The organism is Streptomyces mirabilis, from assembly GCF_039503195.1.
Taxonomy (GTDB): domain Bacteria; phylum Actinomycetota; class Actinomycetes; order Streptomycetales; family Streptomycetaceae; genus Streptomyces; species Streptomyces mirabilis_D.
Window position 1 is genome coordinate 6,211,809 of sequence record NZ_JBCJKP010000001.1, and the last position, 16,161, is coordinate 6,227,969.

General features: G+C 72.1%; 8 protein-coding genes. 7 read left to right on the top strand and 1 reads right to left on the bottom strand.

Annotated elements, in window-relative coordinates; all coding sequences use genetic code 11:
* Window positions 1-313 precede the first annotated feature (313 nt).
* The 7 genes from AAFF41_RS28755 to AAFF41_RS28785 all read left to right on the top strand — a co-directional run bounded on the left by AAFF41_RS28755 (window position 314) and on the right by AAFF41_RS28785 (window position 14,993).
* Window positions 314-2,611: a serine/threonine-protein kinase gene (locus tag AAFF41_RS28755; RefSeq protein WP_343326368.1), complete on the top strand. Its 2,298-nt coding sequence runs from the start codon at window positions 314-316 to the stop codon at window positions 2,609-2,611.
* A 225-nt stretch (window positions 2,612-2,836) separates the two neighbouring features.
* Window positions 2,837-5,683, top strand: coding sequence for a protein kinase domain-containing protein (locus AAFF41_RS28760; protein ID WP_343324831.1), 2,847 nt, complete (start codon window positions 2,837-2,839; stop codon window positions 5,681-5,683).
* Between the two features lie 164 nt (window positions 5,684-5,847).
* Window positions 5,848-7,596, top strand: coding sequence for a serine/threonine-protein kinase (locus AAFF41_RS28765; RefSeq protein ID WP_319751800.1), 1,749 nt, complete (start codon window positions 5,848-5,850; stop codon window positions 7,594-7,596).
* A 110-nt stretch (window positions 7,597-7,706) separates the two neighbouring features.
* Window positions 7,707-9,395: a serine/threonine-protein kinase gene (locus tag AAFF41_RS28770; protein WP_319751752.1), complete on the top strand. Its 1,689-nt coding sequence runs from the start codon at window positions 7,707-7,709 to the stop codon at window positions 9,393-9,395.
* 103 nt (window positions 9,396-9,498) lie between these two features.
* Window positions 9,499-11,154 carry a serine/threonine-protein kinase gene (locus AAFF41_RS28775; protein WP_343324832.1) on the top strand — a complete coding sequence of 552 codons (1,656 nt, stop codon included), beginning with the start codon at window positions 9,499-9,501 and terminating at the stop codon, window positions 11,152-11,154.
* 338 nt (window positions 11,155-11,492) lie between these two features.
* Window positions 11,493-13,130 carry a succinic semialdehyde dehydrogenase gene (locus AAFF41_RS28780; protein ID WP_319751750.1) on the top strand — a complete coding sequence of 546 codons (1,638 nt, stop codon included), beginning with the start codon at window positions 11,493-11,495 and terminating at the stop codon, window positions 13,128-13,130.
* A gap of 57 nt (window positions 13,131-13,187) precedes the next feature.
* Window positions 13,188-14,993, top strand: a complete 1,806-nt coding sequence (locus tag AAFF41_RS28785) for a GMC family oxidoreductase N-terminal domain-containing protein (RefSeq protein ID WP_343324833.1) — start codon at window positions 13,188-13,190, stop codon at window positions 14,991-14,993.
* Window positions 14,994-15,090: 97 nt separating this feature from the next.
* On the opposite strand, the gene AAFF41_RS28790 is transcribed toward AAFF41_RS28785, so the two are convergent.
* Complete coding sequence (locus tag AAFF41_RS28790; RefSeq protein ID WP_343324834.1) at window positions 15,091-16,071, bottom strand: LAETG motif-containing sortase-dependent surface protein; 981 nt, start codon at window positions 16,069-16,071, stop codon at window positions 15,091-15,093.
* Window positions 16,072-16,161 lie beyond the last annotated feature (90 nt).

Sequence of the window (16,161 nt, forward strand, 5' to 3'; positions counted from 1 at the left end):
GAGGGTGTGGTGGAGTGGGAAGGACCGGCGGTCGGCATCAGGCGCGGCAGGTCGATCGGGGCCGGCGACAGGACGGCCAGAGGCGCGGGTATGACCAGGAGTGTCCGAGGTGTCCGGGGCGCAGCCATCGGTGTTCCTTCCTTGTTGCGGCACATCATGGGAGGACGGACCTGTGCGCACGAGCGGGTGGTCCGCAGGTGAGGGGCGTGCCGGTCGTCGGGGGCTTGTAGGCCGAAGGGCCCCCTGGGCGCTGAGCGCTTGTCGGGTGAGGGACAATGAAGGCTCTGTCAGGGCGGGTTGCATGAGGGGACGCATGTCGGAGGCGGAGCGGGCGGGAGCATCCCGTCAGGACAAGAGCGAACGTCTCCTCGCCGGGCGCTACCGGCTGGGAGATGTTCTCGGCCGCGGCGGCATGGGCACGGTGTGGCGGGCCCAGGACGAAACGCTGGGCCGCACGGTCGCCGTCAAGGAGCTGCGGTTCCCGTCGAGCATCGATGACGACGAGAAGCGACGGCTGATCACGCGCACGCTGCGTGAGGCCAAGGCGATCGCGCGGATTCGCAACAACGGCGCGGTGACGGTCTTCGACGTGGTCGACGAGGACAACCGGCCGTGGATCGTGATGGAGCTCGTCGAGGGCAAGTCGCTCGCCGAGGTCATCCGCGAGGACGGCCTGCTCACGCCGAAGCGCGCCGCCGAGGTGGGGCTCGCGATACTCGACGTGCTGCGTTCCGCGCACCGCGAGGGCATTCTGCACCGCGACGTGAAGCCGTCGAACGTGCTGATCTCCGACGACGGCCGGGTCGTGCTGACCGACTTCGGCATCGCGCAGGTCGAGGGCGACCCGTCGATCACCTCGACCGGCATGCTGGTGGGCGCCCCCTCGTACATCTCGCCGGAGCGGGCGCGCGGGCACAAGCCCGGCCCCGCGGCCGACCTGTGGTCGCTGGGCGGGCTGTTGTACGCGTCGGTCGAGGGCGTGCCGCCGTACGACAAGGGTTCCGCGATCGCGACGCTCACCGCGGTGATGACCGAGCCGGTGGAGCAGCCGAAGAACGCGGGCCCGCTGGAGAACGTGATTTACGGGCTGCTCGTGAAGGACCCCGCGCAGCGGCTCGACAACGAGCGCGCCCGGGCGATGCTCAGCGAGGTGGTCTACGCCCCCGAGCCCAAGGAGACCGTGCCGGAGCCGGCGGACGCGACGAAGGTCGTGGTGCTGCCGCCGGTGCCGGACGAGGGCCGGGGCAAGAAGAGTTCGGGTGGCTCGGGCGGTTCCGGGGCCAAGCGGGGCGAGGAGGCCGGGGAGCGGCTGCGCGGAGCGCTGCGTTCCGTGCGGAAGGCCGCCTCGGTCGCCGGTGCGGCCACGGCGGCGGCCACCGCTGCGGCGACGGCCCGTGCGAAGTCCGGCGCCGCGGGCGGGACGGGCGGTGCGAGCGGCGCGGGTGGTGCCGGCGGTACCGCGGCTTCCGGTTCGGTGGGCGTGGAGGGGGCGGCTCCGGTCGCTCCGAAGGCTCCCCCGGCTCCGCCGCGCGTGGACGTGTCGAAGCCCGCCGCGGCTGCGGCGAAGTCCGGGACGGTCACGCCCGGCCAGGGCGACAAGGCGGCGGAGGGCTCCCCGAAGCCGGGCGTGCGTGACGGCGCGCCAGTTGGCTCGGCCTCCGGCCCCGCCGGCTCGAAGGGGGCTCTCGGCTCGGCGGGTTCGGGAGGTTCCGGCTCCACCGGCTCCACCGGTTCGGCCGGTTCGGCCGGCGAGGCCAGGCCTGCCTCCGGGTGGCCCGTGGCGCCCGAGCGGCCGCCGCGGCCCGTGCCGCGGGCACCGCTCACCGATGTGGTGTCGCGGCGGACCCTGGTGATCATCGCGGTGGTCGTGGCGCTCGCCGTGATCGGCACCGTGCTGGCCCTGACCCTCGGTGGCGGTGACGACAGCGGGGCGAAGAACGGCAAGAGCGGTGACACCAAGGCGGCCGCGTCCAACGGGGTGACCGCGGGCAGCGGCGGCAAGGGCGCGACCAGCGGCTCTCACACCGACAGGGGCGACAAGACGGACGGTGCCACCGGGTCGGCCGGGGACGGGAGTTCGGGCGGCGCGCCGAACACCGACGCGTCGGGCAGCGCCGCCGCCACGAACGGAACGAGCGGGACGGGCGGCGACGGCAAGGAGTCGGGCTCCTCGGGCTCCACCGCCGTGTCGACGTACGAGGGCGGCCAGGGGTTCAAGATCGGGCTGCCCAAGGGGTGGAAGTACCAGTCGACGGATGACGCGGGAGCCCGCTTCACCGGTCCCGACGGGCAGAAGCTCCTCGTCGGCTGGACGACCACGCCCAAGAGCGACCCCGTGGCGGACTGGAAGAACCAAGAGGGGTACATGGTGCGCTCGCAGTACAAGCGGGTGCGCATAGAGAAGGTGGACTACCGCGGTTGGAACACGGCCGACTGGGAGTTCACTTATCAGGACGGCGGCACGAAGTACCGGTCGATCGACCGCGGGTTCGTCGTGAACGACCATCTCGGGTACGGGCTGATGTACACGGCGAAGGCATCCGACTGGGACAGCGAGCTGCGCAAGGACACCTGGAAGACCCTGACGGCGACGTTCCAGCCGAAGTCGTGAGGCACGGGCCCGAGCCCACGTCGTGAGCCGCGTGCTCATGCCGTGAGGTTCGGGCCGGTTCGCCCGGGGTGTCTGTTGTAGGGGTCGGTCACGGGGCGGTGACATCTCGCATCCCGACATTGCGGGTTGCCTCCGGCACGTATCGTGAGTGGTTGCGGACCGTACGAAGCCGTAACGGGACGCGAGGCGAACGGAATTGACCACCGGGCGGCCGGGGGAGGCGTCGTGGACGACTATGCGGGTCGGGTACTCGCCGACCGTTACCGCCTGCCGCTGCCGCCCTCCGACGAGTACGAACTCGCCGAGAGCCGGGCCTTCGACACCTACAGCGGTCAGGAAGTCCTCGTCCGGCAGGTGCCGTTGCCGGAGGTCGTCGAGGCGGAGATGCTCGACGCGGACGGGCTGCCCGAAGGGTTCGTGGCGCGGGACGGCGGGGCGCGGCGCGCCTCCGCACGGACCACGCGCAGGCCCACCGAACCCGCCGTACTACGGGCGATCGAGGCGGCGCAGGCCGCCGCGCAGATTCCCGACCATCCCCGGCTGGACCAGGTCTTCGACGTGTTCGCCGAAGGCGGGTCGTTGTGGATAGTGAGTGAACTGGTGCCCGCGCGGTCGCTGGCCGCACTGCTCGCCGAGAAGCCGCTGAGCCCCTACCGGGCGGCCGAGGTCGCCGCCGACGTCGTCACCGCGCTGCGGGTGCTGCACGCGCACGGATGGGTCCACCGCAACATCACCGTGCGCACGGTGCTCGTCTGCGACGACGGCCGGGTGATGCTGACCGGCCTGGCCGCCGGCGCCGCGGAGGAGGCACTGTGCGGGTACGACCCGGTGCCGGTACAGGACTTCGAGGGTCCCGGGGGTGAGGGAGGCGTGGGCGCCGGTTCGCCCCTCGCGGGTCCCGGTGCGGATTCACGAGCGGGTACGGGTACGGGCGCCGGTGTCCCGCGTGGGGCGGCCGGCGCGCGCGGTGCCGCGCCTGGTGGAGCGACCGGAGGACTGCCCGGTGGGGGAGCCGGTGGTACTTCCGGCGGGAGGCCCGGAGCCTCGTTCGGCGCGGTGGTCGCCAGTGCGCAGGGGGCCGATGCCGAGGCCGCGCGGCGGGCCGCGATCGAGGCGCGGGCCGAGAACACCACTCCCGTGGGGGAGCCGCCCGTCGACGGCGGAGCGGCCCTGGCGCGCAGGGCGCTGGAGGCCGGAGGCGACGCCCGGGCGGCCCGGGCCGGAGCCATCGCCGCGTACCGGGCCGGAGCCCGGGCCGCGGCCCGTGTGCACGAGCAGCAGCGGGGCGGTCCGGCGGCACTGCCCGCGCCCCGTCCCGCCCCGCCGGAGGACGGCTCCGCTCCGGGGACCCAGGGCTCCGGGCAGGGTGGGGAGCAGCGGCCGGAGACCCCGCCCCCCGGTCAGATCGCCGACCCGTACGGCGTCGGTGTGGGACGCGCGGGCGCGTGGCCCGGCGCGCAGCCCCGCCCCGGAAGCGGCCCCGGTACCGCCACTGGCGTCAACGGCCCCGGATTCGGTGGCCCCGGTCCCGACCCAGCTCCCGGCGGCCATGGCGGTCAGGGGCACCCGGCGCTCCCCGGCCCCCCGGCCGGTCATGGAAGTACACACAGCGGCACCGCGGTTCCCCCAGGAATCCAAGGCCCCCACGGCGCCCAGAGCCACGGCACCCCCGCCCTCGTGCCCGGGCAGCAGTCCACCCCCGCCCCGACGCCCAACGGCCGCTGGGACGAGCTGGTCGCCGGTGCGCCCCCGCGGCGCGGTCCCGCCACCGCGCTCGCCGCGGAGCGGGCCCGGCAGGCGCGGATGGCCGTCGTCGGTCCGGTGACCGAGCGATGGGCGCCGGAGCAGGCCGGGCCGGTGCACGAGAACTGGCAGTTGGCGGCGCCGATCGGTCCCCAGACCGATCTGTGGGCGCTGGGCGCCCTGCTCTTCCGGGCCGTGCAGGGACACGCGCCCTACCCCGAGGACAACACCGCGGAGCTGGTGCAGCTGGTGTGCGCGGAGCCGCCCGCGTTCGCCGAGGAGTGCGGGCCACTGCGGCCCGTCGTGGAGTCGCTGCTGCGGCAGGACCCCACCGAGCGGCTGGACTTCGAGGAGCTGAGCGGCTGGCTGCGCTCGCTGGTGCGGTCCGCGCCGGAACCCGAGGCGGGCGCGCACGTGGTCGCGGCCCCGCCCCTCGACCCCAGCCGGCTACCGATCGTACGGCGCAGGGGCGAGCTCGTCCGCAGGCGCCGGGCCGGACTGCCCGCGACCAGCGCGCACGCCCGCCACAAGCGCGCGAAGCACGACCGGCAGGCGAGGCCGGCCAGGTCGACGGAGACGGCCAAACCCCGCAAGCTGGGCCGGAACCTGCTCCTGCTGGTCCTGCTCCTGCTGGTCGCGGCGGTCGCGTACGCGATGGTCTTCATGCCGAAGAAGACCGACCCGAACAGCGACGCGAACGGCGAACGGACCGGCTCCGCGAGCCAGGTGAGCCCGGCACCCGGGAACACCGCGGGCACGGGCGCCGACGGCAGCGCCAGCAGCCGGCCGCGCCCGGACCAGACCTCTCCCGGCGCGGACACGAACCCTTCGGGCGGCGCCAGTTCGACGACCTCGCGGTCCAACGACCCAGCGGTCGGCCAGGGCTTCACCCTGCGCAAGGACTCCGAGGGCTTCCAGGTCGCCGTGGCCAACGGCTGGAACCGCACGCCCAAGAACGGGCGCGGCCAGGTGGTCTACTCCCAGGGCGACTTCGAGCTCATCGTCGTACCCGGACGGGACAGCACCAGCAAGTACGGCGGCGATCCGCTGACGTACCAGCGCGAGACCGAGAGCGAGTTGCAGCCGTTCCGCGACTCGACGTGGGCCACGTCCAGCGGGATGCGGCGGATCGACGTGGGCGGACGGACCATGGCCGAGGGGCAGTTCACCTGGCAGAACTCCGCGGGTCAGTCGCTGTACGTCCGCAATCTCGCGATCATCGTCGGCGGCCACTACCACGTGGTGCAGGTGCGTGGCCCGGAGGCCGAACGGGACGAGGTCACGAGGCTGTACGAGCAGGCGTCGGCGACCTACCAAGTCACCGGCTGAGCGATTTCCTTCCTCATGAACCGCTGAACGCCGAATGGTTCCCTCCCGTACACGGAAGGGAGAACCGTCACAGTGCGGTCTCCGTACGACCCCGCCGGTTCCCTGCGCGGGGACCGATCTTTAGTCTGACCCTGTCAATACCATTGCGGGGAAACGTGAATCAGATGCAGGGCCTGCTCCTCGCGGGCCGCTACCGACTTGTCGAATCCATCGGCAGCGGTGGCATGGGCCGCGTGTGGCGTGCGCACGACGAGGTGCTGCACCGTGCCGTCGCGGTCAAGGAGCTGACGGCCGCGCTGTACGTGACGGAGAGCGACCGGGCCGTGCTGTTGGCGCGCACCCACGCCGAGGCGCGGGCCGCCGCCCGGATCAACCACTCGGCCGTCGTCACCGTGCACGACGTCCTGGATCACGACAACCGGCCCTGGATCGTCATGGAGCTGGTCGAGGGCAACTCACTGGCCGACGAGGTCAAGGAGAAGGGGCGCGTCGAACCGGCCGAGGCGGCGCGGATCGGGCTGTGGGTACTGCGCGCCCTGCGCGCCGCGCACTCCGCCGGCGTGCTGCACCGTGACGTGAAGCCCGGCAACGTACTGCTGTCCTCCGACCGGCGGGTGCTGCTCACCGACTTCGGGATCGCTCAGGTCGAGGGCGACACGACCATCACGCGTACCGGCGAGATCGTCGGCTCGGTCGACTACCTGGCGCCCGAGCGGGTGCGCGGGCACGACCCCGGCCCGTCCGCCGACCTGTGGGCGCTCGGCGCGACGCTGTACACGGCGGTGGAGGGGCGCTCGCCGTTCCGGCGGACCTCGCCGCTGACCACCATGCAGGCCGTGGTCGACGAGGAGCCCGCGCCGCCGCAGCACGCCGGTCCGCTCGGGCCCGTCATCACCGCGCTGCTGAACAAGGACCCGGCCGTGCGGCCCGGTGCGGAAGAGGCCGAGCAGATGCTCGCCGAGGCCGCGGAGGGGCGCCGGCCGAGTGCGGCGCAGGCGTATGTGCCGACGCAACAGCACGTGGACACGGGCACCATGGGGATCGGCGCGCAGCGGGTGGCGCCCTACGGGACGGCGCCCCAGGGGACGGGATCGCACGGCGCCGCGCCCCACGGACCGGGGGCGCACGAGACGGCGTCGCACGGGTCCGTGGCGCATGGATCGGGCGCGCACGGGGCGACGCCGACGCTTCACGCGCCGGTGCCCGGGCCCCTGGGCGAGGGCACCGGCTCCGGGGGCGCGTCCGGGAGACGGCGCCGCGGTCGTACGATCGCTCTCGTGGTCGTACTCGCCGCCCTGATCGGCGGTGGCGGCGCCGTGGCCATGCACTATGTGAACGGCGCACGGACCGACGACACCCACAACAGTGCCTCGCCCGGCACCGCGCATCCCGGCACCACCAAGCCCGGGAGCACCCCGACCGCGACTTCGGGCTCCCAGGAGCCGTCCGGCGCCGTGCCCGACACCTGGGTGCAGCGGGACGACGTCGAGGGCTTCACCATCTCCCTGCCCGACAAGACCTGGCAGCGGCAGGCCAACGGCAACCAGGTCGACTACACGCCCGACGGCGGCAAGCACTTCGTCCGCATCGCCATCGACGACTCGCCGGACTTCCCCACGCCGTACGCACACCAGCAGGACCTGGAACAGCAGTTGACCAAGCTGGTCGACTACCACCAGGTGCAACTGCAGTCCAACACGTTCCGCGACTGCCCGGGCTCCCTGTGGGACTTCACCTGGACCGCGCTGCCGAAGCAGACGCCGTTCCCCGGCAAGCGGCGGGCGATCGAGCAGACGTACCGCAGCCGGGAGGGTGTCGAGTACGCGATCTACATGTCCTCGCCCGCGGCGGACTGGGACACGGCGCGCCGGCAGTTCGACGTGATTCTCCGCAGCTGGCTCCCCAAGACCTGACGGGCCGGACGGACACGAACCGGTCACAACCGGTCTGACGAGGCCGGATAACAACCATCGCGCGGTCCGGGGCCCGGAGCGCGTCCGTCCGGTGCGGCATGATGGGGCGTATGGGGACCGAGGGGGAGAACGTCCGTGTGATCGGCGGCCGTTACCGGCTGGAGGCCAGGATCGGCCGGGGCGGCATGGGTGTCGTCTGGCGCGCCACCGACCAGCTGCTCGCCCGGCAGGTCGCGGTGAAGGAGGTCGCCCTCGACGACTCGCTCTCCGCCGACGAGGCCCGGACGCAGCGCGACCGCACCCTGCGCGAGGCCCGCGCGGTCGCCCAGCTGCACCACCCGCACATCATCGTCGTGCACGACGTGGTCGAGGAGGACGAACGGCCGTACATCGTCATGGAGCTGATCGACGGCGGCTCGCTCGCCGAGCGGATCTCCGCCGACGGTCCGGTCGACGCGCGCGAGGCCGCCCGGATCGGCCTCGCCCTCCTCGGCGCGCTGCGGCGCGCGCACGAGGCGGGTGTCCTGCACCGTGACCTCAAGCCCGCCAACGTCCTGATGGAGGCGGGCACCGACCGTGTCGTGCTCACCGACTTCGGCATCGCCCAGGTCGCGGGCGCCACGACGCTCACCGAGAGCGGGTCGTTCGTCGGCTCGCCCGAGTACACCGCGCCCGAGCGGATGTCCGGGGTCAGAACCGGCCCCGAGTCCGATCTGTGGTCGCTCGGGGCGCTGCTCTGCACGGTCCTGAGCGGTGAATCGCCCTTCCGCCGCGACTCGTTGGGTGGCATCCTGCACGCCGTCGTCATGGACGAGATCCGCCCGCCCGCGCAGGCCGCACCCCTGCTGCCCGTCGTACGGGGGCTGCTGGAGCGTGATCCGGAGCGGCGGCTCGACGCGGTGGAGGCGGAGCGGCTGCTCAGGGCGTTCCTGGAGACGGGCCGTACGCCGCGGGCCGCGTCGGCCGGCTACACGCCCACGCAACGGGACGTACCGAAGCGGAAGTCACCCGTCCAGCAGGCCGCGCACCCTTCCCCTCCACCGGTTCCTCCCCCTGCCGCCGGGTCCGACCGTGCCCCGAAGCGGTCGGCGCGGACCACGCTCGTCGTCGCGGCGCTGGTCGCCGCCGTGGCCGGGGCGGGCGTGTCGGCGGTGCTGCTGGTGAACCATGGTGGGGGCGGCGGGGGCAACGGCGGGGGCGGTACGTCGACGCCGTCCGCCAGTTCGGCGCCGGGCACGTCCGTGAGCGCGTCGCACTCCCCGAGCGCGCCCGCAGCGCCGGGGTCCTCGGCCTCACCGAGCCCCGCCCCCACGGTCACCGTCACCCGGCAGCAGAAGCCGACCGCCGCCTCCGGCCCGGCACCCTCGGGCTACCGGACGGTCCATGACCCGGACGGGTTCTCGCTCGCCGTACCGGACGGCTTCACCCGCGATCCGCAGGGCGAGCGGATCTTCTACATGTCGCCGGGCCAGACCTTCCGCCTCGGCATCAAGGCGACCGACCCCGAGGCGGGCGGCCCGCTCGCGGTGATGCGGCGCTCCGACGCCGACGGGCCGTCCACGAACCCGGGCTACCACGACGGCACCGTCACCTCGACCACGCACGACGGACAGCCCGCCGCGCTCTGGGAGTTCACCTGGAACGGCTTCACCACGGCGGAGGGCGCGCGGCACACGTACGACCTCTGCTGGGAGGAAGGCGGCCGGACGTACGACGTGTGGGTGTCGGCCCCGGTCGGCAAGGTGACGCAGGCGAAGGAGTACTTCGACGTCGCGTTGGACACCTTCGTCGCCCCGTAGGCGGGAGGTAAACGGGAGATAAGGGGCGGTCCGCGTCACGGGTCTGTGACCGGTGCGCGACGGGTCTGGATGCCGGAGAGCGTGCCGCGATAGGGATGGACCCATGAGGAACAACGGGGGAGTCCCTTACGGAGCCGACGAGCCGACGAGTTTCGTTCTGCAACCGCCGACCCGGGTCGCCCCGGAACCGACGGTCGGGTCCGCGCCCGATCCAGTACCCGCGCCCCATCCTGTGACCGCGACCGGTCCCGACCTCGATCCCGACCCCGATCCCGGCACCGGGCGGCTCATCGCGGGCCGCTACCGGCTGCTCGGCAAGCTCGGCCACGGTGGGATGGGGACGGTCTGGCGGGCCAAGGACGAGACGGTGGACCGTGAGGTCGCCGTCAAGGAGCCCCGCGTCCCGGACCACCTTCCCGAGCGTGAACGCGCCAATGTCTTCGAGCGGATGCGTCGCGAGGCGCGCGCCGCGGCCCGGCTCGACCACCCGGCGGTGGTGAACGTCCACGACGTCGCGGTCGTGGACGGACAGCCCTGGATCGTCATGGAGCTGGTGCGGGGCCGTTCGCTGGGCGCCGCCCTCCAGGAGGGCACGCTCGGGGTGCGTGAGGCGGCGCGTATCGGTCTTGAGGTGCTCGGCGCGCTGGAGGCGGCGCACGCGGCGGGCATCCTGCACCGGGACGTCAAGCCCGACAACGTGCTGCTCGGCCCGCACGGCCGGGTCGTCCTGACCGACTTCGGCATCGCGCAGATCGAGGGCGAGACGAATCTGACGGCCACGGGCGGCTTCGTCGGGTCGCCCGAGTACATCGCGCCGGAACGGGTGCTCGGCCAGCGTCCGGGGCCGGCCTCCGACCTCTGGTCGCTCGGTGTCGTCCTGTACGCGGCCACGGAGGGCGTGTCGCCCTTCCGCCGCAGCAACACGCCCGCGACGCTCCAGTCGGTCCTCAACTCCACCCCGGCGCCGCCCGCTTCGGCGCGGGGTCCGCTGGCGGAGGCCATCAACGGGCTCCTGGACAAGGACCCCTCCCGCCGCCCCGGCGCGGACCGGGTCCGACGGATGCTGGAGGAGGCCGCCGAGCCACCCGCCCCGGAGCCGACGCAGGTGGTGCAGATCGCGGGTCCGGGCGGCAAGGGCCTGCGCGTGCGCCGCAAGCCCCTGTTCATCGGCCTCGGCGCGGTGGTCGTCGCGGCGGCGGTGGCGGCGTACCTGGTGTTCGCGAACCCGTTCGCGGGTCCGCTGCCCGACGGCTGGAAGAAGCACCACGAGACGGACGTCGCCGCGACACTGGCGGCACCCGCGGGCTACCAGAGATCGACGCCGGACCGGACGTCGGACAAGGGGCACTGGGTCACGTACACCGACTGGAGCGGCAGCATCTGGATCGGCCTGACCCTGATCGAGAAGTCCGAGGACACGAGCCACCGGATCAAGGACTCCTCGGCCGCCGAGATGTACGCCGACAACGACGACTTCAAGGGCAGCGGCGGGTACGAGCTGAGCATGCCCGAGTCCCCGCGGACGTCCCCGGAGAACGCGAAGTACCACGGCAGGCAGGCCGCCGAGAACACCGTCGGCTACACGACCACCGACAGCCAGAACCCGCGCCCGCGCGAGGTGAAGATCTTCTACTACAAGACGTCCAAGGGCGACATGTACAAGCTCACGATCAGCTATCCGGGCAAGGGCGACTTCACGACACGCGGCCGTGAAGTCGCCAGGACGGCGATCGCGAACCTGGACATCGACCAGTTGTAGAGGGGGCTTCTGCTGCGGCTCGCGGGTAATCGGCGCGGGAGAAGGCAGGACGGAAAAGAGGGTTTTCCTGGGAGATTTCCCGTGCGGTGATCGTGGAACGCGAGTGGAACATGAGTGGGGCGTAACGGGTGCGTCGGACGCCGCGCGCGCCGTCGGGGCACCTCGCTGTTCAAGAGCGCCCGTGCACGCCTCGGCATCCGCAAGGCGGCGCCGAGCTCCCGAACAACGCCCTGATCAGGGCGTTCCCTGCCAGTGTCCACTGGCGCGGTGTGTGCAGTCGGTGAAAGCGGGTTACCAACGGGTACCCAAAGCCCTCGCTCCGTCATACGCTGCGCCTCATGACGGACTCGCAGGCCTCGGAAATCACCGCCACGGTCAAGTCGGAAAAGACCGGCACCAATCCCCTCGCCCCCGCTCCCGTGGGCGCCCGCACCGCCGCCGACGTGGTCACGCCCGAGCTGGTCGCCCAGCTCACCAAGGGTGTCGTCGGCTCCGGTCGGACCGCCAACCACACCCCGTTCACCGGCGAGAAGCTGGCAGACCTGCCCGAGTCCACCCCCGAGGACGTACAGGAGGCCTTCGAGCGGGCCCGTAAGGCGCAGGTGGCCTGGGGTGCCACGCCGGTGCGGCGGCGCGCCGCCGTCCTGCTCCGCTTCCACGACCTGGTGCTCGCCCGCCAGGCCGAGGTGCTCGACCTCATCCAGCTGGAGACCGGCAAGGCCCGGCTGCACGCGCACGAAGAGGTGCAGGCCGTCGTCGTGGCCGCCCGCCACTACGGCAGGAAGGCTCCCGCCTACCTCCGCCCCAAGCGGCACGCCGGGGCCATGCCCACCCTCACCAAGGTCACCGAACTGCGCCACCCGCGCGGTGTCGTGGGCCAGATCGCGCCCTGGAACTACCCCCTCGAACTCTCCGTCGGCGACGCGCTCCCGGCCTTCGTCGCGGGTAACGCGGTGGTGATGAAACCGGACACCGAGACCTGCCTGACCGCCCTGTGGGCGCGCGACCTGCTCGTCGAGGCCGGGTTGCCCGCCGAGGTCTTCCAGGTCGTCATCGGGGACGGTCCGGTCGTCGGGCCGGAGGTCGTCAAGCACGCCGACTACGTCTCCTTCACCGGGTCCACCCGAACCGGCCGCGAGGTCGCCCAGGGCGCCGCCGCCCGGCTCGTCGGCGTCTCCCTCGAGCTCGGCGGCAAGAACGCGATGGTGGTCCTGGAGGACGCCGACATCGACAAGGCCGCCGCGGGCGCCGTCCGCGCCTGCTTCTCCTCCGCCGGCCAGCTCTGCATCTCCATCGAGCGGTTGTACGTCCACGAGTCCGTCGCCGACGCGTTCGCGGAGCGCTTCGCCGCCCGGACCAAGGCCATGCGGCTCGGCACCTCCCTCGCCTACGGCGCCGACATGGGTTCGCTGGTGGGGGAGCGGCAGCTGGAGACCGTGACCCGGCACGTGGAGGAGGCGGTCGCGAAGGGCGCGAAGGTCGTCGCCGGCGGCGTCGCCCGCCCCGACATCGGCCCCTACTTCTACGAGCCCACCATCCTCGACGGCGTGGAAGCCCCCATGGCCGTCTGCAACGAGGAGACCTTCGGGCCGGTCGTCTCCCTCTACCGCTTCAAGACGGACGACGAGGTCGTCGAACTCGCCAACTCCACGTCGTACGGCCTCAACTCCTCCGTCTGGACGAAGGACGGGCGGCGCGGACGCGCGGTCGCGGCACGGCTGCGCACCGGCACGGTCAACGTCAACGAGGGATACGCGCCCGCGTACGGCAGTGTCCAGTCGCCGATGGGCGGCATGAAGGACTCCGGCCTCGGCCGCCGGCACGGCTCCGAGGGCATCCTCAAGTACACCGAGGCACAGACCGTCGCCCAGCAGCGGCTGCTGCCGATGGCGCCCTCGCTCGGCATGGACGACGAGAAGTACGCGCAGTTCATGAGCCGCAGCCTGAGGGTGATGAAGGCGCTCCGGCTGCGCTAAGGGCTCCGCCAAGGGCTCCGTCAGGCCGCACCACGTTCTCAATGAGGAGAGCAGCACGTGTCACAGGAGAACTCCGTCCACAACCCGGACGACACCGCTTACGACTACGACGTCATCGTCGTCGGCTCCGGCTTCGGCGGCTCGGTCACGGCCCTCAGGCTCACCGAGAAGGGCTACCGCGTAGGAGTGCTGGAAGCGGGCCGTCGCTTCACCCGTGACGCGCTGCCCAAGAACTCCTGGGACATCAAGAACTACCTGTGGGCGCCGGCGCTCGGCATGTACGGCATCCAGCGCATCCACCTGCTGGGCAACGTCATGGTGCTGGCGGGCGCCGGAGTCGGCGGCGGCTCCCTGAACTACGCCAACACCCTCTACGTACCGCCGAAGGCCTTCTTCGACGACCCGCAGTGGAAGGACATCACCGACTGGCAGGCGGAGCTGAAGCCGTACTACGACCAGGCCCGCCGCATGCTCGGCGTGCGGCTCAACCCGACGATGACCCCTTCCGACGTCCATCTCAAGGCGGCCGCGCAGCGGATGGGCGTCGGCGACAGCTTCCACATGGCGCCGGTCGGCGTCTTCTTCGGCGACGGGCAGGACGCGGACGGCACGGCGAAGGCCGGGCCCGGCGGTGAGGTGGAGGACCCCTACTTCGGGGGCGCCGGACCCGCCCGCAAGGCGTGCACCGAGTGCGGCGAGTGCATGACCGGCTGCCGGCACGGCGCGAAGAACACCCTCAACGAGAACTACCTGTACCTGGCGGAGAAGGCGGGCGCGGTCGTGCACCCGATGACCACCGTCGTGTCCGTCACCGACGACTCGCAGGGCGGATACGCCGTCGCCACCCTGCCCACGGACGAGAAACGCAAGGGCGAGGGGCGGACGCTCAAGGCGCGCAGGGTCGTCATCGCCGCGGGTACCTACGGCACGCAGACCCTGCTGCACCGGATGAAGGCGGGCGGCCAACTGCCGTACCTCTCCCCGAGGCTGGGCGAGCTGACCCGCACCAACTCCGAGGCGCTGGTGGGCGCGCAGACCGACAACCGCCGCTACCGCAAGGCGCACGGCACGCCCAAGGCCGACTTCACCCAGGGTGTCGCCATCACCTCCTCGATCCACCCGGACGAGAACACCCACATCGAGCCCGTCCGCTACGGCAAGGGCTCGAACGCCATGGGGGGCCTGTCCATCCTCCAGGTCCCGTACGCGGAGGGCTCGTCGAGGGTGGCGGGATGGCTGGTGAACGCGGCGAAGCACCCGCTCCTCGTGCTCCGCTCGCTCTCCAACCGCCGCTGGTCCGAGCGGACCATCATCGGTCTGGTGATGCAGTCGCTGGACAACTCCCTGACGACCTACCTGAAGCCGAAGGGCGCGGGGAAGGGCCTGCTGACGGCCCGGCAGGGGCACGGCGCGCCCAACCCCAAGCAGATCAGGGCCGCGTCCGAGGCCGCGTCCGCCGTCGCCGCGGAGATCAACGGGTTCGCGGGCAGCAACGTGGGCGAGTTGATGGGAACGCCGCTGACCGCGCACTTCCTGGGCGGCTGCCCGATCGGCGACTCCCGGGAGACCGGCGTGATCGACCCGTACCACCGGCTGTACGGCCACCCGGGCATCTCCGTCGTCGACGGTGCCGCGGTCTCCGCGAACCTCGGGGTGAACCCGTCGCTCACCATCACCGCCCAGGCCGAGCGCGCGATGTCGTACTGGCCCAACAAGGGCGAGGCGGACCCGCGCCCGGCGCCGGGGGCGGCGTACGAGCGTCTGAAGCCGGTCGAGCCCCGGGACCCGGCGGTACCCGCGGACGCCTTCGGCGCGCTGCGGCTGCCGTTCCTGGGGATGCCGACGGTGCCGCCGAAACCGTAACTCCGTCTCCGGATACGAGAAGGACCCGCACCCCCCTCCGAGTGCGGGTCCTTCTTGTAGCCGTAGGTCTATTCGTCCCTACTGGCCCACTGGCTGCTTACGCGGTGGCGTCGCCCGACTTGCGGCGACGCACCACGAACACCGCACCGGCACCGGCGACGACGGCGAGACCGCCGACGAGGGCGATGGTCGGCAGGGCGGAGCTGGAGCCGGTCTCGGCGAGGCTGCCGTTGACCACCGGGGTGTTGCCCTTGTCGGCCGGCTTGTCCGAGACCGGAACCTGGCCGCCTTCCTGCGGCTTGGTGCCGTTGGTGTCGGTGCCCGCGGAGACGATCTGGAACTTGTACGCGACCTCGCCGAAGCCCGTGCACGAGCCGTCGGCGTCGCCGTAGATGCTGGCGCCGAGGGAGAAGCCGGCGCCCACCGGGGCGCTGGACTTCACGTTGATACGGAGCGGGATGTCGACCTCGTAGTCGGGCTTCAGCTCGTCGGTGTAGCCGACGTAACCGACCGCGTAGCCCTCGGAGTCGACGGCCTCCCAGGCCTTGGTGTCCTCGTTGTACGCCTGGAGCTGGACCTTCTTGCTCTGGAAGAGGTCGTCGCCCGCCTTGTCGGAGGACGCGCCGGCGAAGAAGCCGAGCTCGTTCAGGGTGGACTTGGAGTTGTTGAGCACGTTCAGGGAGAACTTGTGCCAACCACTGCCCGCCGCGATCTTGCCGGGCAGGCCGGAGATGGAGACGTCGACCTTGGAGTCCTGGCACTCGGACGGCTCGGGCTGCGGCGTGTCGGACGGCTCGGGAGACGTCGACGTGCTCGGCGCGGGAGTCGCGGAGGTCGAAGTGGTGGCGGAGGCGCTCGAAGTCGGAGCGGTCTCGGTCGCCGACGCGGACGTGGTCGCGGTGGGCGCGGGAGTGGTCTCGGTCGGGGTCGCCGACGCGGACTCGCTCGCGGACTCGGACGCCGTCGCGGTGGGGGAGGAGCTCTCGTCCGTCGCGAATGCGGCCGGCGCAGAAAGCAGCGCCAGCGGGGCTATTGCTGCCGTTGCGGCCGCAAGGGCCATGGCACGGCGAAGCTTCATGAAGACCTCGGAAAGTCCGGTACCGCGTCATCACGGTACGCGTATGGGATGAGGCCTCCGCGTGTGGGGCGCGGGTGTGGCCGTTGGTTC